This is a genomic window from bacterium (genome assembly GCA_036524115.1).
In the GTDB taxonomy this organism is placed as follows: Bacteria; JAUVQV01; JAUVQV01; order JAUVQV01; family DATDCY01; genus DATDCY01.
The window spans coordinates 1-22,993 of the sequence record DATDCY010000014.1; the positions used below are offsets into that span (position 1 = coordinate 1).

General features: G+C 71.7%; 22 protein-coding genes. 5 read left to right on the top strand and 17 right to left on the bottom strand.

What is annotated here, in order from left to right; genetic code table 11:
• The 8 genes from VI078_00785 to VI078_00820 all read right to left on the bottom strand — a co-directional run.
• Positions 1 to 1,167: 1-acyl-sn-glycerol-3-phosphate acyltransferase (locus VI078_00785; GenBank protein HEY5997824.1), on the bottom strand; the 1,167-nt coding region annotated here is incomplete at its 3' end.
• A 289-nt stretch (positions 1,168 to 1,456) separates the two neighbouring features.
• Positions 1,457 to 2,782, bottom strand: a complete 1,326-nt coding sequence (locus VI078_00790) for a Ni/Fe hydrogenase subunit alpha (protein ID HEY5997825.1) — start codon at positions 2,780 to 2,782, stop codon at positions 1,457 to 1,459.
• Complete coding sequence (locus VI078_00795; GenBank protein HEY5997826.1) at positions 2,772 to 3,527, bottom strand: cytochrome B; 756 nt, start codon at positions 3,525 to 3,527, stop codon at positions 2,772 to 2,774. Before VI078_00795 ends, VI078_00790 begins: the two co-directional genes overlap by 11 nt.
• 439 nt (positions 3,528 to 3,966) lie before the next feature.
• Positions 3,967 to 4,803, bottom strand: a complete 837-nt coding sequence (locus tag VI078_00800) for an FAD/NAD(P)-binding protein (GenBank protein ID HEY5997827.1) — start codon at positions 4,801 to 4,803, stop codon at positions 3,967 to 3,969.
• Positions 4,804 to 4,810: 7 nt separating this feature from the next.
• Positions 4,811 to 5,860, bottom strand: coding sequence for a 4Fe-4S dicluster domain-containing protein (locus VI078_00805; GenBank protein ID HEY5997828.1), 1,050 nt, complete (start codon positions 5,858 to 5,860; stop codon positions 4,811 to 4,813).
• A gap of 171 nt (positions 5,861 to 6,031) precedes the next feature.
• Positions 6,032 to 6,274 (bottom strand): hypothetical protein, encoded by a 243-nt coding sequence (locus VI078_00810; protein ID HEY5997829.1) that lies wholly within the window; start codon positions 6,272 to 6,274, stop codon positions 6,032 to 6,034.
• 84 nt (positions 6,275 to 6,358) lie between these two features.
• Complete coding sequence (locus tag VI078_00815) at positions 6,359 to 6,601, bottom strand: hypothetical protein (protein ID HEY5997830.1); 243 nt, start codon at positions 6,599 to 6,601, stop codon at positions 6,359 to 6,361.
• Positions 6,602 to 6,621: 20 nt separating this feature from the next.
• Positions 6,622 to 7,392 carry an NAD-dependent deacylase gene (locus VI078_00820; GenBank protein HEY5997831.1) on the bottom strand — a complete coding sequence of 257 codons (771 nt, stop codon included), beginning with the start codon at positions 7,390 to 7,392 and terminating at the stop codon, positions 6,622 to 6,624.
• Between the two features lie 218 nt (positions 7,393 to 7,610).
• Here VI078_00820 and VI078_00825 point away from each other — a divergent pair, with 218 nt between their 5' ends.
• Positions 7,611 to 8,498: a hypothetical protein gene (locus tag VI078_00825; GenBank protein HEY5997832.1), complete on the top strand. Its 888-nt coding sequence runs from the start codon at positions 7,611 to 7,613 to the stop codon at positions 8,496 to 8,498.
• A 4-nt stretch (positions 8,499 to 8,502) separates the two neighbouring features.
• Here VI078_00825 and VI078_00830 read toward each other — a convergent pair whose 3' ends face one another.
• Together VI078_00830 and VI078_00835 are read right to left on the bottom strand one after the other, a co-directional pair.
• A complete protein-coding gene (locus VI078_00830) occupies positions 8,503 to 9,669 on the bottom strand; it encodes an ABC transporter permease (protein HEY5997833.1) in 1,167 nt (388 codons plus the stop codon).
• A 10-nt stretch (positions 9,670 to 9,679) separates the two neighbouring features.
• Positions 9,680 to 10,837 carry an FtsX-like permease family protein gene (locus VI078_00835; GenBank protein HEY5997834.1) on the bottom strand — a complete coding sequence of 386 codons (1,158 nt, stop codon included), beginning with the start codon at positions 10,835 to 10,837 and terminating at the stop codon, positions 9,680 to 9,682.
• 64 nt (positions 10,838 to 10,901) lie between these two features.
• On the opposite strand from VI078_00835, the gene VI078_00840 reads away from it, so the two are divergent.
• Complete coding sequence (locus VI078_00840) at positions 10,902 to 11,648, top strand: rhomboid family intramembrane serine protease (protein ID HEY5997835.1); 747 nt, start codon at positions 10,902 to 10,904, stop codon at positions 11,646 to 11,648.
• A gap of 44 nt (positions 11,649 to 11,692) precedes the next feature.
• Positions 11,693 to 12,976: a serpin family protein gene (locus VI078_00845; GenBank protein ID HEY5997836.1), complete on the top strand. Its 1,284-nt coding sequence runs from the start codon at positions 11,693 to 11,695 to the stop codon at positions 12,974 to 12,976.
• A 47-nt stretch (positions 12,977 to 13,023) separates the two neighbouring features.
• On the opposite strand, the gene VI078_00850 is transcribed toward VI078_00845, so the two are convergent.
• Entirely contained in the window at positions 13,024 to 13,866 is an 843-nt protein-coding gene (locus tag VI078_00850; protein HEY5997837.1) for a dienelactone hydrolase family protein, read from the bottom strand.
• Positions 13,867 to 13,979: 113 nt separating this feature from the next.
• On the opposite strand from VI078_00850, the gene VI078_00855 reads away from it, so the two are divergent.
• Together VI078_00855 and VI078_00860 are read left to right on the top strand one after the other, a co-directional pair.
• Positions 13,980 to 14,180: a type II toxin-antitoxin system HicA family toxin gene (locus VI078_00855; GenBank protein HEY5997838.1), complete on the top strand. Its 201-nt coding sequence runs from the start codon at positions 13,980 to 13,982 to the stop codon at positions 14,178 to 14,180.
• Complete coding sequence (locus VI078_00860; GenBank protein HEY5997839.1) at positions 14,177 to 14,401, top strand: type II toxin-antitoxin system HicB family antitoxin; 225 nt, start codon at positions 14,177 to 14,179, stop codon at positions 14,399 to 14,401. The genes VI078_00855 and VI078_00860 overlap by 4 nt, the downstream gene beginning before the upstream one ends.
• Positions 14,402 to 14,437: 36 nt before the next feature.
• Here VI078_00860 and VI078_00865 read toward each other — a convergent pair whose 3' ends face one another.
• The 6 genes from VI078_00865 to VI078_00890 form a co-directional block, all read right to left on the bottom strand.
• Complete coding sequence (locus tag VI078_00865; protein ID HEY5997840.1) at positions 14,438 to 15,163, bottom strand: ABC transporter ATP-binding protein; 726 nt, start codon at positions 15,161 to 15,163, stop codon at positions 14,438 to 14,440.
• Entirely contained in the window at positions 15,163 to 16,542 is a 1,380-nt protein-coding gene (locus VI078_00870) for an efflux RND transporter periplasmic adaptor subunit (GenBank protein HEY5997841.1), read from the bottom strand. The genes VI078_00865 and VI078_00870 overlap by 1 nt, the downstream gene beginning before the upstream one ends.
• Before the next feature lie 84 nt (positions 16,543 to 16,626).
• A complete protein-coding gene (locus VI078_00875; protein HEY5997842.1) occupies positions 16,627 to 17,805 on the bottom strand; it encodes an NAD(P)/FAD-dependent oxidoreductase in 1,179 nt (392 codons plus the stop codon).
• 66 nt (positions 17,806 to 17,871) lie between these two features.
• Complete coding sequence (locus tag VI078_00880) at positions 17,872 to 19,185, bottom strand: TolC family protein (GenBank protein ID HEY5997843.1); 1,314 nt, start codon at positions 19,183 to 19,185, stop codon at positions 17,872 to 17,874.
• Positions 19,182 to 22,310: an efflux RND transporter permease subunit gene (locus VI078_00885; GenBank protein ID HEY5997844.1), complete on the bottom strand. Its 3,129-nt coding sequence runs from the start codon at positions 22,308 to 22,310 to the stop codon at positions 19,182 to 19,184. Before VI078_00885 ends, VI078_00880 begins: the two co-directional genes overlap by 4 nt.
• Positions 22,310 to 22,993: efflux RND transporter periplasmic adaptor subunit (locus tag VI078_00890; protein HEY5997845.1), on the bottom strand; the 684-nt coding region annotated here is incomplete at its 5' end. The genes VI078_00890 and VI078_00885, both read right to left, overlap by 1 nt.

The following is a 22,993-nucleotide window of genomic DNA, read 5'->3' on the forward strand; positions in this document are numbered from 1 at the left end:
CTCGAGGCTGGCGCGCACCTGCGCCATCAGCGGGTCGCCCTCGGGGCCGCGCTCGCGGGCGGCGGCCACCGGCAGCGCCTCGCCGACGTCGACGACGGCGCGCAGGAGCGCGTGCGGCGGCGGCGCGGTGCCGGTCGTGTCCTCCTCGAAGCGCTCGACGGTCTCGAGCACGCGCTCGGGCGTCGGCGCCGGCGTGAAGTACCCCGCCCGGTAGAACGAGAGCGCCTGCGCCAGCGCGCAGTCCTCCAGTTGCCGCCAGCGCCGGTCGCGCTCGGCGGCCGCCAGCTCGCCGCCGACGAGGTCCGGCAGGATCGCCGCGCGCAGCAGCTTCACGCGGCCGACGACGTCGCGCTCGCGCTTGCCCTTCGCCCACTCGGCCTCCAGCGGCTCCAGCAGCCCGTCGACGAGCCGCGCGACCCGCTCGCCGATCTCGCCGGCCTGGGGGGCGCCGAGGTGCTCGATCTCCTTGAGCGCGAGCATCGCGCCGCCGGTCTTGAGCACGCGCTCGATCAGCGGCAGGGACTCCTGCGGGCGCCACGACAAGCGCCGCTCGATCGTCGTCAGCACCGGCGCGACCGCCGCCTCGAGGTCGCTCTCGAGCACGTAGCGGATCGCGACCGGGTGCACGACGACCCCCGCGGCCGCTCCGGCGGCCGCGCGCTGCTTGGCCGCGGTGCGGGCGATGAACGCGGTCCCCTCCATCAGGTGGTTCAGCAGGTCGTTGTGGCGCGTGATCGCCCCTTCGGGAAAGAGCACGAGGGGCCGGCGCGCCCCGGCGAGGATCCGCACCGCGCACGCCAGCGACTCGCGGTCCATCCCCTCGCGGTAGACACTGAAGACGCCGGCGTGCCGCAGCAGCCACGTCTGCAGCCGTCCCTGCTTGAAGAGGTGCCAGCTGGCCATGATGTGCAGCAGACAGCCGGCCTCGCGCGCCAGCAGCCCGAGCACCATCGGGTCGCACGGCCGGCAGTGGTTCGGGGCGAGCATGATCCCGTGCCCGGCGGCGAGCGAGGCGCGCAGCCGCTCCACGCCCCGGCAGCGAACCGCCACGACGCCGTGCGAGCGGCGCAGGTAGCCGGGGAGCCAGAGCGCGATCAGGCGCGGGACGAGCGTCCCGCCGGCGGGCGGCACGAAGCGGTACGGCTCGGCGACGACGACCCCCTGCACGGTCGGCCCCTCCCCGCCCCGGACCGGGGGCGGTCGGGCAAGGATAGCAGGAACCGGGTCTTGCGGGCACGGTCACCGCAACTGCGGGCATTGGCACAGGCGCGGGCGCGATTCCTCGTCCTGGCAAATTGATCGTGTCGCGCGAGCCGATCCCGGCGTGATGTTTCGTCCCGGCAAGGCAGGTCCGCAGGCCACGAGGAGACGGCCTGGTGGCCGTCGCACGAGTGTGCCGAGGATCAACGCAGCGGGGGCGGAAGAGCGCCCGGGAGCGGCCCGGGCGATTCCCTGTCTACAGGCGGACGAGGTGGGTGGAGCAGGAGATGCAGGGATCGTAGGACCGCACCAGCATCTCCAGCCGCAGCTGGATCTCCGCGTCGCTCTTGTGGAGGATCTCCGGCACGAGGGCGCGCATGTCGCCCTCGATGTTCGCCAGGTTCTGGTTCGTCGGGATCACGCAGTCGGCGGCGGTGATCAGCCCCGCGTCGTCGGTGACGTAGCGGTGGAAGAGGATGCCGCGCGGCGCCTCGATCGCGCCGACGCCCTCGCCGGCGCGCACCGGGATGCGCCCGCCCTCGTTGAGGCCGACGACGAGCGCCTCGGAGCGGTCGACCCCGCGCTCGAGCAGCTCGCCGGCGAGCCCGATCGCCTCCTCGAGGCAGTGCACCGCCTCGACGGTCTGCGCGACGGTGTTGAGGAAGGGGTTGTGGCAGGGCGCCTTGAGCCCGAGCACCCGCGCCGCCTCCTTCGCCCGCGGCGCGAGCTTCTCATGGTTGAGATTGAAGCGCGCCAGCGCCCCGACGGCGTACGCGTCGCGCGAGAGGCTCGTGTGCTTGGCGCTCGAGTGCGGCACGACCTTCTCGTTGGTCGCGCGCCGGTACTCGCGCCTGGCGAGCCGCACCCCGTCGCTCGAGCCGATGTCCCCCGCGAGCAGCGGGTACGTGGCGTCGTCGGAGACGAGCGCGACGTACTCGGTCGGGCGCTCGAACTCGGGGAAGGCCAGCGAGGCCACGAGCGCCACCGTCGCCTCCATGTCCGGGCGCAGCGCGATCAGCTCCTCGTGCATGCGCTCGAGGTCGGCGGGGGAGGGCAGCTTGGTGAAGCCGCCGACGATCGCCGAGATCGGGTGCACGTGCCGGCCTACGAGCGTGTCCGAGAGGTGGTTGACCGTCTTCTTCATGCGCAACGCCCGCCGCACGACCTTCTCGTGCGAGGCCACCAGCGGCAGGAAGCTCCTGGCGCCGACGAGGTCCGGCAGCGCCAGCAGGTAGACGTGCAGCACGTGCGAGTCGATGAACTCCAGGTCCAGCAGGAGGCGCCGCAGCGTGGTCGTCTGCGCCGTGGGGATGATGCCGAGCGCCTCCTCGGCGGCCTGGATCGAGGTCAGCGAGTGCGCGCAGGCGCAGATGCCGCAGATGCGGCTGGTGATGTGCTGCGCCTCGAAGATCGAGCGGCCGCGCAGCAGCGCCTCGAAGAAGCGCGGCGCCTCCACGACGTCGAAGCGGCAGGCCTCGAGCGCGCCGTCCCTGACCTCGACGACGATGTTCCCGTGCCCCTCGACGCGCGTGAGGTACTCGACCTTCACGCCGAGGTTCTTGCCGGCCTTCTTAGCGGGCACGCTCGGGGCCCTCCTCGCGGCAGCGGTTGTACATCTCCATCCTGCGGACCACGTGCTCGAGGCTGATGCCCCGCGACGTGAGCACCTGGAGCATCCCCTTCTCGTTCGGGTTGCTCACGAGGCCGCGGCAGCCGTAGCAGATGTTGCCGTTGTTCACGCACCAGGAGTTGCAGCCGGCCCGCGTCACCGGGCCGAGGCAGGTCACGCCGCGGTCGTAGAGGCAGACGTTCTCGTTGCGCTTGCACTCCGTGCAGACCGCCTGGTCCGGCACCGTGTAGGGGATGCCGGCGAGGATGCACTTGAGCACGGTCAGCAGCTCGGGGATGGCGATCGGGCAGCCGTGGATCGTGTAGTCCACGGGCACGACCTGGTGCAGCGCCCGCGTGGTCGCCGTCGGGAAGAAGCGCCGGCCGTCGCCGTAGACGACGCGCCCGATCTCGGCGAGGTCGAAGGCGTTCTTCATGCCGTTGACCCCGCCGGTGCTCGCGCAGGAGCCGAGCGCGACGAGGACCTTCGCGCGCCCGCGGATCTCCCGCAGGCGCGCCGCGGCGTGCTCGTCCGTGACGCTGCCCTCGACGAAGGCGACGTCGAGGGGCCCGTCGTGCCTCTCGCTCATCGCCTCGCGGAACTCCACGAGGTCGATGAGGTTGACGATCTCGAGCAGCAGCTCGCCGGCGTTCACCACCTGGAGCTGGCAGCCTTCGCAGCAGGACAGATCGAAGAATGCGGTCCTGGGTCGTCTCATGTCGTGCGAGCCTCCTGATGGACATGGCGAGGCCGCGGGGGCGGGGCGGTGCCGTGCGGCCGCTTCGTTACGCGCTCGACCTGGGCCTGTCCGGCCCTGCGCTCGAAACGCACAACTCGCCCTTCGGGCTCAAACAATGCGTTTCGCCCTTCGGGACGCTCCGGTCCGGCCGCCCAGGTTCCCTCGCGCTCCACCATGCGTCCGCCCGTCACCGCCACGTCCCCGCTACGGCCCGTACCAGCCTCGTGAACAGGGCCACGGCCAGGGGGCGCCTGTGAGCGGTCATAATGCGCCGGCCGCGTGCTGTGGCGGCTGAGTGTGGCCGGCGCATTGACAGCCGAGCAGCTGATGATTGCTTTCGCGGATTGAGGGAAACAGGGCGAGGCGGAAGCGAACAGGCGCCGCCGGGCCGTGGCCCGGCACGGGAACAGTTCGCGCATCAGAATGCCTCGGGCATCCATTTGACGTCGGAGTAGTTGAACACGGGCCCTTCCTGGCAGCAGTAGAAGTTGTGGATCTGGCAGCGCCCGCACTTGCCCATCCCGCACTTCATGTGCCGCTCCAGCGAGAGCAGGATCTGGTGCTCGGGGATGTTCTTCGCGAGCAGCTCGCGGATCACGAACTTGTACATCACGGGCGGCCCGACCACGACTGCGAACGTGCGCTCGGCCTCCATGTCGACGCCGGGGATCAGCGTCGTGATGCGGCCGACCTGGCCGGTCCACTCCGGCGCGGCGCGGTCGACCGTGCACTCCCAGTGCACGTCCATCCGCTTGCGCCAGCCGTCGATCTCGTCGGCGAAGAGGATGTCGCCCGGCGTGCGGCAGCCGAGCAGGATGTGCGTGTGGCCGAAGTCGCGCCGGTTGTCGAGCACGTAGCGGATCAGCGAGCGCAGCGGCGCGATGCCCAGGCCGCCGGCGATGATCAGCAGGTCGTTGCCCTCGAGGATGCGGATCGGGAAGCCGTGCCCGTAGGGGCCGCGGATGCCCAGCTCGTCGCCGGCCTCCAGCCGGTGCAGCGCCCGCGTGACCTTGCCGACGGCGCGCACGCAGATCTCGAAGGAGGTGCGGTGCGTGGGCGAGGAGGCGATCGAGATCGGGATCTCCCCGACGCCGAAGAGCGAGATCATCACGAACTGCCCCGGCTCGTAGTCGAGCGTGCGCCCGCCGCCGAGCGAGATCTCGAAGAGCTTCTCGTGCTCCGTCATCTGCCGCGTGCGCAGGATGCGCGCCGGCCGGGTCTGCCAGTTGGACTCCGGAAGGTGGGTGCGCTCCATCGCCTCTCTAGCCCCCCTGGCCCCACGCGAGGGCGGTGAGGGTCTCCTTGAGCTTGATGCCGGCCATGCACGCGCGGGTGCAGCGGCCGCAGCCGGTGCAGAAGAAGCGGTGGTACTTGCCGAAGGGGTACGCGAACTTGCGGAAGTAACGGTGGCGCTGGCGCGAGCCGCGCGTCTTGCGGAAGTTCTCGCCGCCGGCCACGAGCGCGAACGGCTCGCTCTGGCAGGATTCCCAGGCGCGGATGCGCCGGCCGGTGGCCAGATCGATGCGGAACTCGTCGCGCACGTCGAAGCAGTAGCAGGTCGGGCAGACGAGCGTGCAGTTGCCGCAGGCCAGGCAGCGCCCGTCGAGGTCGTGCCAGACGGGGCTCTCGAGCGAGCGGCTGAAGAGCTCCGGCAGCTTGCGCGGGTCGAGGGCGACCTCGTTGCGGAAGGTCCCGCGCTTGCGCTCGCGCAGCGCGGCGAGCGCCTCGAGGTCGCCCGCGGCGGCCGGCGCGAAGACCTTGATCGTGTCGACGATGTCGTCGCCGGCCTGGGTGTTGACGTGCACCAGGAAGCGGTCGCCGAGGTCGGTCAGGAAGAGGTCGTAGCCGCCGTTCGGGAGCGAGGCGCCGACGAGGGCGCAGCTGGCGTTGGCGTCGCAGTAGCCGTTGCACTCCAGGCCGATCACCGTGATCAGCCGCTTGCGCAGCAGGTAGTTGTAGTCGCGCGGGCGCTCCGAGAAGACCATGTTCAGGCACTGGATCCCGGCGATGTCGCAGGTGTGCACGCCGAACAGCGTCAGCGGCTGGTTGTCGCCGACGGTCTCGACGTGCATGCCGCGGCGCACGTCGAAGTGCAGCAGGGTCTCGCGGGGCGGGAGGAAGTACTTCTTCGGCGGGAGGATCGTCGGCACGTAGTCGAGCGTCATCTCGCCCGCTTCGTGCACCGAGGCGAACGCGAAGTTCCCGTCGCCCTTCGCGACCGGCGCGGCCAGGGGCTGGAGCTTGGCGAGGCGCGTGACGAGGCCGTCGAGGTTCTCCTTCTTCAGGACGTGGTACTGGAGCAGCTCCTGCACGCCTCCCTCCCTCTCCGGCAGACCGTGCCGGGCACCCGCCCGGATTCTGTGCCGAATTTCACAAGCGGCGAGGAGACAATACCTTGGCCGAAAATCGAATTCAACGGAGCAGGGATGTCGGGATTGAGCGGCCCCGGGAAAGGCCGGTCGCGCCTAGGCCCCCGCCCCTCGTCAGCCTGGCTCCTGAGGGAGGGGACAGAACGCCCCCGCCGAGAAGCCGGCCGCCTGGCAGCCCAGCGCGCGATTGAAACGGCCCCGGTAATTCGCCAGCGCAATCTCTGTCGTCAGCTCGATGATCTGCGCATCCGTGAAGTGGCGCTTGAGTTCCGCGATCAGTTCGTCGCCGACCGCCGGCGGCGTGCGCGTCATGGCGACCGCCAGGTCGAGGACGAGCTTCTCGAGGGGGCCGAACACGGGGCTCTCCCGGTAATCGTGGAGGTGCTGCAGCTCCTCCTCGGTGACACCGTTTGCTCTGCCCTCCGCAGAGCCGGAGTCAATTCAGGCAGGACACCCGATGAGCGTTGCCGCCTTGATGTCGGCCAGCCGCCGCAGTCGTCGGGGGACCAGGCGCGAGCTGTCGAGCAGCAGCTCGAACACCCCCCGGCCCAGGTGCAGCCGCGGCACGTGTGCCATGACCTTCCAGCTCTCCGGCATGCGGCCGAGGCGTCGGCGCGCCGCCCGGAAGAGCGCGCGGCTGATCAGCGAGGTCCGGCCTTCTTCGAGGATCGCGATTCGTGCCATGGGCTCCCCCTCCTTCTGGTTCAGTCCCCAAGCGCCGCGCGGGCGAAGCGCGCGAGAGTGTGCCCGGCTGGACCGCGGAAGTGCAGTCCGGCCGGGACGACGCCTGCCGTCAGCGGCGTCTCCTCCCTGTTGAACTCGATGACGACGCCGCCGCGGGCGCGCACGGCCGCCGGAATCCCCGCGGCCGGGTACACCTGAGCCGAGGTGCCCACGACGAGAAGCAGGTCGCAGCGCGCCACGGCCGCCTCGATCAGGTCGAGGTCCCGGACCGGCTCGCCGAAGAGCACCACGTTCGGCTTGAGCGGCGCGGCGCACGCCGGGCAGGCGGGAACGGGTTCAGCGAACCGCTCGGGGCGCACGTCCTCGAGGTGGCCGCAGCGCGGGCACTGGAGGCGCCGGTGATCGCCGTGCATCTCGATGACGGCGCGCGACCCGGCCGCCTGGTGCAGCCCGTCGATGTTCTGCGTGATCACCAGGCGGAGCAGTCCGGCCTCCTCCAGGGCGGCGAGGGCGCGGTGCGCGTCGTTCGGCTCGCGGCCCGCGAGCGTCTCTCCCAGGGCGCGGTAGAGGCGCCAGGCCTTCGCCGGGTCGCGCCGGAACGCCTCGATCGTCGCGTACTCCTCCGGCCGGAAGACCGACCAGAGCCCGCCGGGCGAACGGAAATCCGGGATGCCGCTCTCGACCGAGATGCCCGCGCCCGTCAGCGCGACGGCGAAGCGCGCCGCCCGCAGCCGCGTGGCCGCAGCCGCCAGCGCCGGCCCCGCCTCGTCGCCTCGGTCGCGATCAGTCAATCCGGGTCCCTCCGAGGGCCGTCCGGCGCGCATCCTGCCCCCCGCGCCTGCCGCAGCGCGGGCCGGTCGCGCGACTGTGACACTGATCACGAAACTTTTCCCGCCCGGCGCCAGTCTACATGGTAACAGTCGCCAGCGTTCAATCAAATCCCGCCAGGGCTTCGCGCGGACGGGAGACTTTTTTTCGCCGCGCCCGGAGCGCGGCGGGGAGGTGTCCCATGTGGAAGAATGTCGGTCACGTCGCCTATCACTTTGTGATCGTGACGGTGAGCGCCGCGCTCGCGCTGTCGCTCCCGAAGATCGCCGCGAGCCTGGTCCAGCGCTACCTGCAGTCCTGGGGGCAGATCGCGGGCAACAAGGCCTTCCTCGTTTCGATCGAGGTCGGCATCGCGGTGGCGCTGATCCTGATCATCAACGACCTGCACCGGGCGTGGAAGGACCGACGCCTTGCCACCATGGCACGGACCGCCGGCCTGCTCGCGATGCGCGCCGGGCGGGGCCTGCTCGGGCGCCGCGGCCTCCTGCGCGCGAAGCGGGAGCAGGGCTGCGCCCGGGAGGTCATGATCATGGGCGCGACCGGGTACCGCACGTTCGTCGACGCGTCCGGGGACCTCCACGAAGTGGTCAAGAACTGCCGCGAGGCGAAGATCATGCTGCTCGACCCGCGGGCCGAAGGGGCGCGGGTCCGCGCCCTGAGCCTGCCGGAGGCGGAGGTGACACCGGAGCGGTTCCGCAGGCAGATCCGCGCGAGCATCGCCTTCCTGCGGGATCTGCGCCTCCTGCAGAAGAACGTGCGGCTGAAGCTCTATCCGGAGCCCCCGCTGTCCAAGCTCGCGATCCTCGGCGACTATGCCTGGGTGAGCCACTACCATCCGGGCGAGGACGTGAGCCGCATGCCCGAATTCGCCTTCAGGCACAGCGCGAAGCCCGGGGGCCTCTACGGCCTCCTGCGGGAGTATTTCCAGGCGCGGTGGCAGGACCCGCGCATCCCCGAGTATGACCTGGAGACCGACGAACTCGTGTACCGGGACGGCCCGGACAGCGTGCGGCGCGAGCCGTTCGTCCTGGACGTCGCCCCGGCACTGGAGCCGGCGTTCGCCGGCTGATGCCCTACGAGGTCCGCAGCGCGTCCACGATCCCGAGGCGCGCCGCCCGCAGCGCCGGCAGCATCCCGCCGGCGAGACCCATCCCGAGCGCGAAGAGGAGCGACCGGGCGGCGATCCCGGCGGTGAGGTCGAAGCGGAACGCCAGCTCGGAGAAGGTCTGCCAGTTCATCGTCGAGACGGTCACCAGTTGCAGGAAGGATGCGGCCGCCACCCCCACCGCGCCGCCGAGCAGCCCCAGGAACGCCGACTCGAGCAGGAACGCGGCGAGGATGCTCCCGCGCCGGAAGCCGAGCGCCCGCATTGTGCCGATCTCCGGGACGCGGTTGGCCACGGCGGCGTACATCGTGATCATCGCGCCGATGACGGCGCCGGTCGAGAAGATCGCGGCCAGCACCGCGCCGAAGACGCGCAAGAACGTCGCCATCGCCTCGGACTGGTCGGCGTAGAACTGGCGCTCACGCTTCGCCTCCAGCTCGAGGCGCGGGTCGCCCTCGAGCCGCGCCTTGAGGGTGTCGAAGCCCGCTGGGTCGCGCAGCCGCAGGATCACCGACGAGTAGACCGGTCGGCGGAAGGCCTGCATGAGCTGGTCGACGTCGCCCCAGATCTCCGAGTCGAAGCCCGCGCCGCCGGAGTCGAGGATGCCCACCACCGCCCACTCCTGCTGCCCGAAGCGCAGCCGCTCTCCGAGCTGGGCGCCGCGGAAACGCCGGGCGATGCTCGCGCCGGCGGCGATTTCGGTGCTGCCCGCCCGCGGCATCCGGCCGGCGGCGAGGCGCACCTGGGGGCGCAGCGCGAGGCTCGCCGGTCCGATCCCGCGGATGGTCACGTTTGCCGGGCGCTCGTCCGCGCGCTGGAGGAGGTTGATCAGCACGACGATCTCCTTGGCGGCGAGGCGCGCGCCGCCGGCGCCGTCGGCGACCTCCGGCTGCGATTCGACGATGGCCGCGGCGTCGCGCGTGACCGAGCTCTGGACCTCGGTCTGCGAGGCCTTGCGGATGAGCACCGCGTTGTCCCAGGCGCCGGTGTCCACGAGCGTGGCGCGCAGGCCGGCGGCGAGCATCTCCATCGCGGCGAAGACGAAGACGACCATGGCCATGCCGCTGGCCGTGAGCACGGTGGTCAGGCGGCGCGTCGCCAGGTTGCGCAGCGAGTAGGACCAGGGGATCGCCATCAGCAGCCTGTCACCCCAAATGCCTGAAGCCTTCGACGACGTTGACGTTGGCGGCGCGCCAGGTCGGCAGGATGCTCGCGGCGACGCCGACGATGACGATCGCCGCGACATCCAGCGCCAGCGTCGTGTGCGAGACGTTGAAGACGGGGAAGAACTGGCCGAGCTTGAGGGAGAAGTACCCGGCCGCCGGGTAGGTCAGCGCCATGCCCAGCGCGCCGCCGGCCGCCGTCAGGGTCAGCGACTCGCCCCAGACGAGCACGCCGATCGCGAAGCCGCCGAAGCCGAGCGCCTTGAACGTCGCGTACTCGCCCATGCGCTCGCGCGCCGTCATCGCCATCGTGTTGGCGGCGACGACCATGATGATGGCGATGATGGCGAACGACACCAGGCGGATCACGGTCAGGATGGCCTCGGTCATGCGGATGAAGCCGAGGTTGAACGCCTTCTCGGTCTCGGTCAGCGTCTCGGCCAGCGAGTTCCTGAAGAGCGCGTCGATCGTCGCCGCCACGTGCGCGGCGTCGTCGGGGTTCTTCACGCCCACGAGGTACCAGCCGACGGTGTCGGCCGCGCCGGGCATGATCCGCTTGACGCCCTCGTTGAGGTAGTCCCAGTGGAACATCAGCGGCGACTCGTCCGCCGTCTTGTCGCGCCCGCGGAAGATGCCGCGGATGGTCATCGGCCAGTCGCCGGGGAAGATCGTCCCGCGCAGGACGATAGTCTGGCCGACCTTCCAGCCGAAGCGCTCGGCGGTCTTGCGGCCGACGAGGCAGGCCGTGCGCTCGCGGCGGAAGGCGGCCAGCTCCGCGTCGCCGACCACCATCTCCGGGTAGAGGTCGATGTAGCCCTCCGGCTCGACCGCGAAGCTCGGGAAGAAGTTCTTGGGGTCCTGGTAGACGCCGCCGAACCAGTTGCCCCACGACACGCGCGAGACGCCCTCGACCTGGCGGATGCGCGGCGCGTAGGACAGGGGCAGGGGCATGATCAGCGAGATCGCGTTGCGCGTGATCAGCCGCGCCGCCGAGGAGGCCTGCACGCCGGCGTACCAGGCGTCGATCACGGTGCGCAGCAGCCCGAAGGCGAGGATCGCGATCGCGATGGCCGCGACGGTCAGCGCGCTGCGCAGCGGGTGGCGCAGCGAGTTGCGCAGCAGGATCTTGAGGATGACCATGACAGGTCGATTCTAGCAAGGTTGATCTGGCATGATACAAAGGGTTCGGAGAGGAGGTGCGGCGATGAGCACCTGGGTGTTGCGGCTGATCGTGGTGAACGTGGGGGTCTACCTGCTCACGGCCGCCAACCATCGTCTCCTCGGCGCGCTGGCGTTCGTGCCCCGTCTCGCCCTCCTCGAGCCCTGGACGATCATCACCTACCAGTTCGCGCACGCGGGCCTCGGCCACCTGCTGTTCAACATGCTCGGCCTCTACTTCTTCGGCTCGCGGCTCGAGGAGCACCTCGGCGCCCGGCACTTCCTGGGGCTGTACTTCGTCAGCGGCGTCGCCGGGGGCCTGATGTCGTTCCTGAATTTCAACACGCCGATCGTCGGCGCCTCGGCGGCGATCTTCGGGGTCTTCTACGGCTTCGCGCGCTACTGGCCGCGCGAGCGGGTCTACATCTGGGGCGTCCTCCCCGTGGAGGCCCGGGTGCTCGTGGTGGTCATGACCGTCCTCGCGCTCTTCGGCGGCCTCGGCTTCGGCGGGGCCGGCATCGCCAACTTCGCGCACCTCGGGGGCTTCGTCGGCGGCTGGCTCTACCTGCGCTGGGTGGGATGGAGCTCGCCGGCGGCGCGCTTCCAGCGTCGCGTGGCCGCGCCCGCGGTGGGCGCCGGCGAACTCGCGCGCTGGCGGAGCGTGAACCGGGAGGCCATGCACCCCGTCAACCGCGCCGAGTTCGAGCGGGTCATGGCCAAGCTCGAGGGCCAAGGCCCGGGGAGCCTGACGGACGAGGAGCGCGCCTTCCTGCGGCGCTTCACGCCGGAGTAGCGGGGGCGCCGGCAAGAACCGGAGTTCGAACGGAGGAGGGCCCTGTGAAAAGCCATGGTCCGCGTCTTGTCGCGACGTTCGGCGCCATTCTGGGGGCCGTGCTGCTCACGGTTTCCTGGTGTGTGCCTCCGTCTGTGGCCGAGGTCGTTCTCGTGCCGTCGGGCCCGCCCCAGGAAGCGGACCAGGAACCGCAGCCGACTCCACAGCTCACGGATGCGATCAACGGCTTCGGTTTCGACTTGCTCAGAGTGGTCGCCGCCGAGGACGGCGCCAGGGGCAACGCGATCGTCTCTCCCGTCTCGGTCCATGCCGCGTTCTCGATGACCGCCAACGGCGCGACCGACGAGACGGAGACCCAGATGCGCGAGGCGCTGCACACCGCCTCGATGGATGCCGCGGACACGAACCGGCAATGGGCCGATCTGCTGGCAGGACTTGCCGGTCGCAGCTCCGAACAGACGCTCGACGTCGCGAATGCGCTGTGGGCCCGGCAGGGTATCGCGTTCAGGGCGCCCTTTCTCAACGCCGCCCGCGACTTCTTCGGCGCCCAGGTGTCCACGCTGGACTTCGAGAGGGATGACGCCGCGGGGGCCGTCAACGGCTGGGTGTCCGAGAAGACCCACGGCAGGATTGACCGGATTCTCGGCCAGGTCCCCCCGAACGCGATCCTCTATCTCACGAACGCCGCGTACTTCTACGGAGAGTGGCTGACACCGTTCAAGGACGCGGCCACGGGGCGGCAGGCATTCACGCGCGCAGACGGTTCGACGGTTGACGTCGAGATGATGAACGCGAGCCGACCCATGCCCTATGCCCAGAACGGTGCCCTGCAGGCGACCGTGTTGCCCTACGCGGGGGATGACGCCGCCTTCTACGTACTGTTGCCGAAGCTGGGCGAGACGGTTGATTCAGCTATCGCCAGCCTGGGAGAAACGGGTTTCTCGAGGCTTGTGCGGAGCATGCGGTCGGCGGAAGTCGACCTGGGGCTGCCGAAGCTGGATGCAGACTTCGCCGTGGAACTCAGTGGGCCACTGGAATCGCTCGGCATGTCGCGGGCATTCGACGGGGAGCAGGCCCAGTTCTCGGGCATGGCGAGTCTCGGCGTGCCGATCTCCATCAACCGCGTGATTCACAGGACGAGGGTCAAGGTCGACGAGAAGGGGACGGAGGCGGCTGCGGCGACCGTGGCAGAGATCGGCGTCACTGCGTCGCGAGACGCACCACCGCGCATTCGCATCATCTGCGATCGCCCCTACGTGTTCGCCGTCGTCGACGTGAAGAGCGGGGCCATGCTGTTCCTGGGCGCTGTCAACGATCCGCGGAAGTAGCTGTGCCGCAGCGCGCCGCCTCCTGGTATTGCAGCTGAGCCCGGAGCCTACTCGAGATACTTCCTGAGGTGCTCGATGGTCGCGGGCCAGGCCTTGAGCGCGGCGGCCAGGTTCGCGCCGTCGCGCAGGTCCTGCGCGCGCAGAAAGCCGTGGCCTGCGCCCGGGAAGGTGAGGGCGGTGAAGGGTTTCCCCAACTCCTGCATCTTCGCGGCCGCCGGCCCGACCGTGGTCGTGACCCGTGCGTCGTCCTCGCCGTAGAGTCCGAGCACCGGCGCCCGTATCGCGGCGAGGGCGGCGGCTTCCGGCGACGTCCCGTAGTAGACGACCGCCGCGCCCAGCTCGGGCTGCGCGGTTGCGTAGGCGAAGCTCTGCGTCCCGCCCCAGCAGAAGCCGACCGTCGCGAACTTCCCGGTCGCGGCAGCCAGCCCGCGGCCGTAGCGGGCGGCGGCGTCGAGACGGGCCGTCACGTCGGCCGGCGTGAGGTCGCGGACGGCCTTGACCACGTCGTCGCGGCTCGGGAACTTCTCGGTGCCCCCGCCCCCGGGACCCCTTCCCGTGAGCATGTCGGGCGCAATCGCGATGAAGCCGTCGGCGGCCAGCCGGTCCGCGACGGCGCGGATCCAGTCCGTCAGGCCGTAGATCTCGTGGATGACCACGACGACGGGCGCCTTGTCCCTGCGCTCGGGGTAGGCCACGAACGCAGTGAGCTTTCCGGCGTCACCGGCGAGGGCGATGTCGACCCACTCGTGGTGTCGGGGCGAAGCGTCGAGCGCGGCCTTTGCGCCGGCCTCGCCGGGCGGAATCGCCGGCGCGGGCCCCGCAGCGGCCACGGCGGAGGCGATGGACAGGGTCGTCGCCAGCGCCGCGAGGAGGACCGGCAGCGTGTCCATGGAGCAAAGATAGGCGGAGAAGGTCCTCCGTGCCAGCGCGGGGGCGCCTGCTTGTGGCGACGCCAGCCTTCGAGTAGCTTCTTTCGCATGAGCTTCGGGACAAGGCGCATCCCGTGAAGGTCCGCGAGTTTGTCCGCGAGATCGAGGCGGCCGGCTGGGTGCACGTGCGCACGAAGGGCGACCACCGGCAGTACAAGCACCACGGGCTCGTCGGGCTGGTCACGGTGACGGGGCACCCGAACAACGACATCCCGCCGGGGACCCTGAGCGCTATAATGAAGCACGCCGGACTCAAGCACCCGGAGGCGCCATGAAGTACACGGTCATCGTCGAGAAGTGCGAGACGGGCTACGGGGCCTTCGTGCCCGACCTGCCGGGCTGCGTCGCCACGGCGGCAACGCGCGAGGAAGTCCTGCGGCTGGTCAAGGAAGCCATCGAGTGCCACATCGAGGGGCTGTGCCGCTCGGGCTGCCCCGTCCCGCCGCCGTCGTGCGAGAGCGCGGAGGTCGACGTCACCCCGCCGAGCCCCTCGTAGCTCCTGGGGACGGGTCCGGACCCGCCCCGGCGGCCGTCAGGCGCCGTTGTCCATCACGCCCTTTTCCAGGTGCCGGACGCGGCCGGCCCGCTCTGCTGCGCGCGGGTCGTGCGTGACCATCACCACCGTCTTGCCGAAGTCGCGCACCAGCCCCCCCATGAGGTCGAGGATCTCGGCGGCCGACGCGCGGTCGAGGTCGCCGGTGGGCTCGTCGGCGACGATGACCACCGGGTCGGTCACCACGGCGCGCGCGATCGCGACGCGCTGCTGCTGGCCGCCGGAGAGCTGCCCGGGGCGGTGGTCCATGCGGTCGGCGAGCCCGACGAGCCGCAGGACCGCCTCCGCGTGCTCGCGCCGCTCGCGGCCGGACAGGTGCGTCAGGTGCAGCGGCAGCGCCACGTTCTCCAGCGCCGAGAGCACCGGGATCAGGTTGTAGAACTGGAAGACGAAGCCGACGTTCGCCGCGCGCCAGCGGGCCAGGTCGGCGTCGCCCAGGCCGGTGATCTCGACGCCGCCGACGCTGATTGATCCCGCGTCGGCGCGGTCGATGCCGGCGATCAGGTTCAGCAGCGTGCTCTTGCCCGAGCCGCTCGGGCCCATCAGGGCGAGGAACTCCTTCGCGGCGATGTCGAGGTCGATCCCCTCGAGCACCGGGATGCGCTGGCCGCCGCGCCGGTAGGACTTGGAGACGCCGCGGACCCGGATGAGGGGGTCGGCGGCTGCAGCGGTCGCGGCCGGCGCCGCGGCGGGGTCGGCCGCCATCACTGCTCGGCGACGGTGACCTTGTCGCCGTCCCGCAGCCGCGCCGGCGGGTCGAGGATCGCGCGCTCGCCGCCGGCGAGCCCGGAGCGGATTTCCACCATGTCGCCGAGCTTCGGCCCCGGGGTGACCGTCACGGCCGCCGCGCGCCCGTCCCTGACCACGAACACCACGCTGCCGCCGCCGCGCTGCGCCACCGCCTTCGGGCTCACCGCGACCCGCGGCGCGGTCTCGCCGCCGGCGACGGGCCGCTCGAGGAAGGCGACCTTCGCGCTCATCTCCGGCAGGATGCGCGGGTCGAGCGCGGTCAGCCGCACCTTGGCCAGCACGGTCCCCTTGGCGCGGTCGGCGGTGGGCACGATCATGTGGACGACGCCGGGGAAGCGCGCGTCGGGGATCGAGTCGAGCTGCACCTCGCAGGGCTGGCCCACGCGGACCTTGGGCAGGCTGGTCTCGGAGACGTCGGCCTCGATGAGCAGCGATGTGGGGTCGGCCATCGTGACCACCGCGGCGCGCGCGTCGGTCGAGGCGCCGATGGGCGTCACCATGTCGCCGACGTCGGCGTTCTTCGTCAGCACCACCCCGTCGAAGGGGGCGCGGATCTCGGCGTAGCCGGCGTTGACCTCCGCGCCGCCGAGGCCCGCCTTGGCGGACTCCACCGAGTGCCCGGCGGCGGCCAGCGCGCTCTCGGCAGCCGCGAGCGAGTCCGCGGCCGAGCGCAGCGCGCTGTCGGCGGCCTCGACGGTGTGCCGCGCCGCCGCGACGCCGGCCTGGGCCTTGCGCCAGCGCGTCTCCGCGACGTCGAAGTCGACTTTCGCGGTCATTCCCCCGTTGAAGAGCTTGCGCTGGCGCTCGAGGGCGATCGTGGCGTCGTCGAGCTCCGCCTGCGCCTGGTCGAGGCCGGCCACCGCCCCCGCGCGCTGCGCCTGGGCGCTGACCTGCGCGGCCGCGGCGACGTCCCGCTGGGCGCGCGCCGTCTCGCGGTTGGAGCGGGCGACGGCGACCCCGGCGCGCGCCTGCTGCTCCGTCGCGCGCAGGTCGTCGCTCTCCAGGCGCGCGATCACCTGGCCCTCCTTCACGACGCTCCCCTCCTCGACGCCGAGCCAGACCAGGCGCCCGGAGGTCTTGGAGGCGACGGCGGCCTTGCGCTGGGCGACGACGTACCCGCTGGCGTTGAGCGCCGTGAAGGTCTGCGAGGGGTAGACGCGGCTGACGGTGATGACGGCGACGCGCGGCACCGGATGCGTCAGCCGGTAGGCGATCGCGGCGACGGCTGCCACGGCGATCGCGGCGGCGACCCAGCGCCAGGCGCGCGAGCGGCGGCCGCGCGCGGACTCGGCGCCGCGGTCGATCTTCAGCTTCGCGAGATCGTCGTTGGGCAACGCGGGCCTCCTCGGGTGGTGCGGCTTCGCCGGGGGATGATTGTCGGTCGGGTCCCCGGGCTTGTCAACGAAAGTCAGCGCTGGTTACGCGAACGTCCCCGCTGTCATCCCCGACGCCCAGGCCCAGTGCAGATTGTAGCCCCCGAGGGCGCCGGTGACGTCGACGACCTCGCCGACGAAGTACAGCCCCGGCACGCGCCGCGCCTCCATCGTCTTCGACGACAGCTCCGCCGTATCGACCCCGCCGGCCGTCACCTCCGCGGTCGCATACCCTTCGGTCTCCGCGGGGACGACGATCCAGGCCCGCACCCCCTCGGCGAGCGCCCGCAGCTGCCGCTCCCCGAGCTGGTTCAGCGGCCGCGTCGCGCCGAGCTGCTCGCAGCGCAGCGCCGCGAGGCGCCGCGGCAGCATCTCCCCGAGCACCGACTTCGGCTCCGCCCGGCTGGCGCGCCGCGACAGCAGCAGCTCGAGGACGTCCTTCCCGGGGGCCAGGTCGATGGCCAGCGGCTCCCCGGGGTGCCAGAACAGCGAGGCCTGGAGCGCGGCGGGCCCGCTCAGGCCGCGGTGGGTGAAGAGGACCCTGCCGGCGAAGTCGCGGCCGCCGCAGCCGATCGACGCCTCGAGCGAGACTCCGGCGAGCGCCCGGCACGCCTCGCGGTCGCCCGCGGCGAGCACGAACGGGACGAGGGCCGGGCCCGGCTGCACGACGCCGAGCCCGAACTGTCGCGCCAGATTCAGGCCGAAGTCGCTCGCGCCGAGCTTCGGGTAGGAGAGGCCGCCGGTGGCGACCACGAGCGAGGCGCAGCGGACCGCGCCGCGGGCGGTCTCGACGACGAATCCGCCGGTGCCCGCGCGCACGGCGCCGACGCGGCACTCCAGCTCGAGGCGCGCGCCCCCCCGGTCGCACTCGGCCAGGAGCAGGTCCACGACCTGCCGCGCGCTGCCGAGGCAGAAGAGCTGCCCCTGCTCGCGCTCCTCCCAGCGCACCCCGTGGCGCTCGAGCAGCGCCAGCACGTCCCGCGGCGTGAAGCGCGCCAGTGCAGAGCGGCAGAAGTCGGGGTTGGCGGAACGGTAGTTGCCGGCCGAGACCTCGCGGTTCGTGAAGTTGCAGCGTCCGCCGCCGGAGATGCGGATCTTGGCGCCGGCCTGGGCCCCGTGGTCGAGCACGAGCACCGAGCGTCCCCGCGCCCCCGCGGTCGCCGCGCACATGAGCCCGGAGGCCCCGGCGCCAATGACGATGACGTCACAAGGGGACAGATTCATTTTCGGCATGCGTTGTAGTAGCGTGCGTTGCCGGCTTGCCGCCGAAAATAGATCTGTCCCCTCTGTTCAGGGCGCCGGGGTCAGCGTCCCCATCAGCCAGTCCAGGTTCACACGCGCCACCAGCAGGTCGCGGCGGCCGCGGGCGAGGCCCGCCCGCGCGGAGACCAGGTTCAGCTGCGCGTCGTTTACGTCGATCCGCGTCTTGACGCCCAGCTCGAAGCCCTTCTCGGCCATCGCCAGCAGCCGCTCGGCCTGTGCGACCGTCCCGCCGAGCGCCTCGACGATGGCCGCCGCCTGGTTCACGGCGTCGACGCCGGTGCGCGTGTCCAGGGCGAGCGCGTCGATGAAGCGCGCCTCCTCCAGCCCGAGGGTCCGCACCTCGCTCTCGCGCCGCGCGACGGCGCCCCGGGTGCGGCCGCCGTCGAAGGCCGGCCAGCTCAGGAGGAGGCCGGCGCTCCACGTCGTGCCGTCGCCGGCGCGGCCGTCCATGTCGACCGTGCGCCACCCGGCGTCGGCGGCGAGGTCGAGCCGCGGCTTGTTCCCCGCGCTCTCGATGCGCACCAGTTCCTTCGACATCGCCACGTTCTTGCGCATCTCGGCCAGCTCCGGGCGCCGCGCCACCGCGGTCTGGAGCGCCGTCGCGGCGTCGGGGGCCGGCGCAACCGGCGCCTGGAGCGAGCCAACGACGTCCACCGGCCGATCCCGCTCGCCGAGCACGAACGCCAGGCGCTCGCGCGCGTCCCGCACCGCGTTGCCGCTGCTGATCACCTCGGGCCTGGCGTTCTGGACGCCGACGCTCGCCGCGAGCACGTCGTAGTCGGTCGCGGTCCCCGCGGCCAGCCTGCGTGTCGCCTCGTCGAGGAGGCGCTGCTTCTGCTCCAGGTTCTGCCGTGCCAGCGACTCGAGTTCGCGCGCGAACAGGACACCGTAGAAGGCGGCGGCCGCGTCGCGTGCGGAGGTGGCCTGCGCCGCGGCGAGACGGTCGCCCGCGGTGGCCCGGTTGATGTCGGCGAGGCGGATGGCCGAGGAGATCTGGCCCCAGGTGAAGAGCGGCTGCCTGCCGAGCACCTTGACGGCGCCGTTGTCGGTGGTCACCGGGAAGCCGAGCGCGGACTGGCTCTCGTCCTCCGAGCGCGACCCGGAGGCGGTGAACGTGAAGTGGGGGAAGGCGGCGGAGCGCTCCTCGACGTACCGCGCCGCGACGCCCGTCCCGTACTCCCGCGCCTTCACGACCTCGGGGCTGGAGCCGGCGGCGGCCTTCATCGCCTCCTCGAGGGTCAGCACGAGCGGTTCCGTGTCCGCGCGCGCCGCTGTCGCCGCCACCGCCAGGGCCAGCCCGGCGGCCAGCGCCGCCAGCAGCCGCCGCGTCGTCGTCTTCATTCGTGCACCTCCGCGCCGAGCGGCGCCGGCCCGCGGCGGCCCGCCCAGAGGCGGACGACCCGCGCGCCCAGATCGTCGAAGAGCGAGTAGACCACCGGCACCACGAGCAGGGTCAGCAGCGTGGAGGTGACCAGCCCGCCGGTGACGGCGCGGGCCATCGGCGCGCGCATCTCGGCGCCCGCGCCCAGCCCGAGGGCCATCGGCAGCATGCCGCCGATCATCGCCAGGGTGGTCATCAGGATCGGCCGCAGCCGCGTGCGCCCCGCCGTGATCAGCGCCTCGCGCCGGGCCATCCCGCCGGCGCGCAGCGTCTTGGCGTAGCTCACGAGCAGGATGGCGTTCTTGGTGACCAGCCCCATGAGCATGATCAGCCCGATGAAGGACATGATGCTCACGGTGTCGCCGGTGGCCAGCAGCGTGCCGGCGACGCCGACGAGCGCCAGGGGCAGCGAGATCATGATCGAGAGCGGGTCGATGAAGGACTCGAACTGCGCGGCGAGGATCAGGTAGACGAGCACCACCGCCAGCAGGAGCGCCTCGCCCATGTAGCCGAAGGACTCGGCCATGTCCTCGGCCTCGCCGGAGAAGCCGACGCGCACGCCGGGGGGCAGGTCCATGGCCTTGGCGGCGTCGCGCACCTTCGCCACGGCGGTGCCGATCGGGATGCGGTCGAGGCTCGCCCCGATGACCACCTGGCGCGAGAGGTCCAGCCGCGCGATCTGCGAGGGGGTCGCCTGCACCTGCCACGTGAGCACCTCGGCGAGCGGGATCAGCCGCAGCCGGCCGTCCGCGCCGGAGACCGCGAGCCGCAGCTTCCCGACCTGCCCCGGGTCCTCGCGCAAGGCGGCCGGCAGCCGCAGCCGCACCTGCACCGCGTCGCCCTCCTCGCTCTCCCACGTGGAGACGGGCTGGCCGCCGACGAGCGTGCCGACCGTGCGCACCACGAGGGCGGTCGTCAGCCCGAGGTCGGCGGCCTTGCGGCGGTCGACGACGAAGCGGTACTCCGGGCTCTCGTCCTCCAGCGACATGCTGACGTCGACGATCCCCGGGACCGCGGCCACCCGCTCCTTGAGCGCCATGCCGGTGCGCTTGAGCACCGCCAGGTCGTCGCCGAAGAGGTTGACCTGCAGTTCCTTGCCGTTGAAGAGGTCGCCGGCGCGGATGATGGCCGGGCGGATCCCGGCGACGCCGGCCAGCCGCGCCCGCGCGTCGCGCTGGACCTCCTCCTGCGTGCGGGTGCGCTTCGTGCGGTCCACGAGCCGGACGTAGACCAGCGCGTCGCGCACCGTCGTGTCGTTCGCGCCGATGGTCCCGTACGCCTGGTCGACCTCGGGAAGCGACTTGAGCAGCGCGAAGACGCGCTGGAGGCGCTGCTCGGTCTCGGCGATCGAGGCGTCCGGCGCGGTCTGGAGCATCACCTGGAACTCGCCGCGGTCCTGGTTCGGCACGAAGCTCGACTCCAGCCGGCCGAAGACCATGACCCCGGCGACGAACGCGGTCACCGCGATGGTCACGACCGCCCAGCGGTGGTCGAGCGCCCAGGCGATCACGCCGCGGTAGCGATCGGCCAGGCTGTTGAACCAGGCGTTGAACGCCTCCAGCGCGTGCCCGATCGGCCCGTGCTTGCCCTTGGCGCCGTGGTGGGCCACCGCCGGGTCGAACCAGCGCGAGGAGAGCATCGGGTCGAGGGTGAAGGAGACCAGCAGCGAGACGAGCACCGCCCAGGCCACCGTGATGCCGAAGGAGAAGAAGACGCGGCCGACGATCCCCTTCATGAAGGCCACGGGGACGAAGACCGCCACGATCGAGAGCGTCGTCGCCAGCACCGCCAGGCCGATCTCCGCGGTCCCCTCGCGCGCCGCGGTGAAGTGGTCCTTGCCCTGCTCGAGGTGGCGCACGATGTTCTCGCGCACGACGATCGCGTCGTCGATGAGCAGCCCGATCGAGAGCGAGAGGCCCATCAGCGTCAGCGCGTTGAGGGTCATGCCCATGAAGTGCATGACGATGAAGGCCGAGATGACCGAGATCGGCAGCGTCAGGCCGGTGATGACCGTCGAGCGCCAGGAGTTGAGGAAGAGGAAGACGATCACGACGGTCAGCAGGCCGCCGAGCACGAGGCTGTTGACGACGTCGTCGACGAACTCGAGGATGTAGATCGAGCTGTCGCGCACGACCTCGACGGTCACGCCCGGCGGCACGTCCGTGCGCGCCTTCGCGAGCGCCTCCTTGACCGACTGCACGACCGCGACGGTGTTGGACCCCGCCTGCTTGAGCACGTCGATGCCGATCGCCGGCGAGCCGTTGACGAAGGCGAGCGTGCGGCGCTCCTCGAGGCCGTCGCTCACCGCGGCCACGTCCCCGAGCGTCACGGGGCGCTCGTTGCGCGAGGCGACCACCATGCCGGCGTAGTCCTCGGCGTAGCGCGGCTTGCCGGAGACCCGCGCCGAGACCTCCGCCCCGCCCCGCCGCAGCCGCCCCAGGGGCGTGTTGACGTTCTCCGAGCGCACCCCCGCGGCGACCTCGTCCACGCCGAGCCCGAGCGCCTCGAGCCGCGCCGGGTCAAGGTCCACGGTCACCTCGCGCTGCGCCAGGCCGACGAGGTCCACCTTGCCGACGCCCGGGAGGCTCTCGAGGCGCGGCTTGAGCTTCTTGTCGACCCACGTCGAGAGCTCCAGCGGCGAGAGCGAGTCGGAGCGCGCCGCGATCGAGACGATCGGCATCGCGGCGAAGTCCAGCTTCTTGATCTCCGGGTCGCCGATCCCGCCGGGCAGGTCGCCGCGGATCGCGTTGATCTTGGCGCGGGCCTCCTGGACGACGTCGTTGATGCCGACCTCCAGGCGGAACTGGGCGACGACGAACGAGACGCCCTCCACCGAGGAGGAGCTGACGTGCTTGAGGCCGGAGATGGGGTTGACGGCCTCCTCGATGCGCTTGGAGACCTCGCGCTCGACGGTCTCGGGGGAGGCGCCGGGATACGGCGTGGTGATCATCACGACCGGGATGTCGATGTTCGGGAAGAAGTCGAGGCCGAGCCGGCGGTACGAGAAGATGCCGAACGTGACGAGGGTCAGCATGATCACGGCCGCGAACACCGGCCGGCGGATGGAGAGATCCGACAGGAACACTAGCGCGCCCCCCCGTCCGCGCGCACGGCCGCGCCGTCCTTGAGCGTGAAGCCGCCGCGGACCACGACGCGCTCGCCCGCGCGCAGGCCGGAGGCGACCTCGACCAGGTCGCCCTGCACCGCGCCGGTGGTCACGGCGCGCCGGCGGGCGACGCCCCCGTCGACGACGAAGACCGCCGCCGTGCGCGCCGCGCGCTCCCAGCCCACCAGCGCCTCGCGCGGCACCTGCAGGACGCCGGCGCGCCGGCCCGTGACGATGCTGCCGGTCACGTAGAGCCCGCCGCGCAGGACCTCGGGGTCGTTGGGCACCTCCACGGTGACGCGCACCGAGCGGTCGGCCTCGACGGCGGACGGGTTGATGTGCCGCACGGTGCCCGCAAAGCGCCGCCCGGGCAGCGCGTCGGTGGTGAAGGTCACCTCCTGGCCGGGGCGCACCCGCGCCAGGTCGGCCGAGGGGACGATGACCGTCAGGTCGAGCAGGCGGTTGTCCACGAGGCGGAAGAGCACCTTCTGCATCTCGCCGACGACCTCGCCCTCGCCGATGAACCGCTCGGCGACCGTCCCGTCGAACGGGGCGCGCACGACCGCCTTGTCGCGGCGCGTCTCGAGGAACCGCACGTCCTCCTCGGCGACGGCGATCTGGGCGCGCGCGGCGGCGGCCTGGGCGCCGGCGGCGCGCACGCG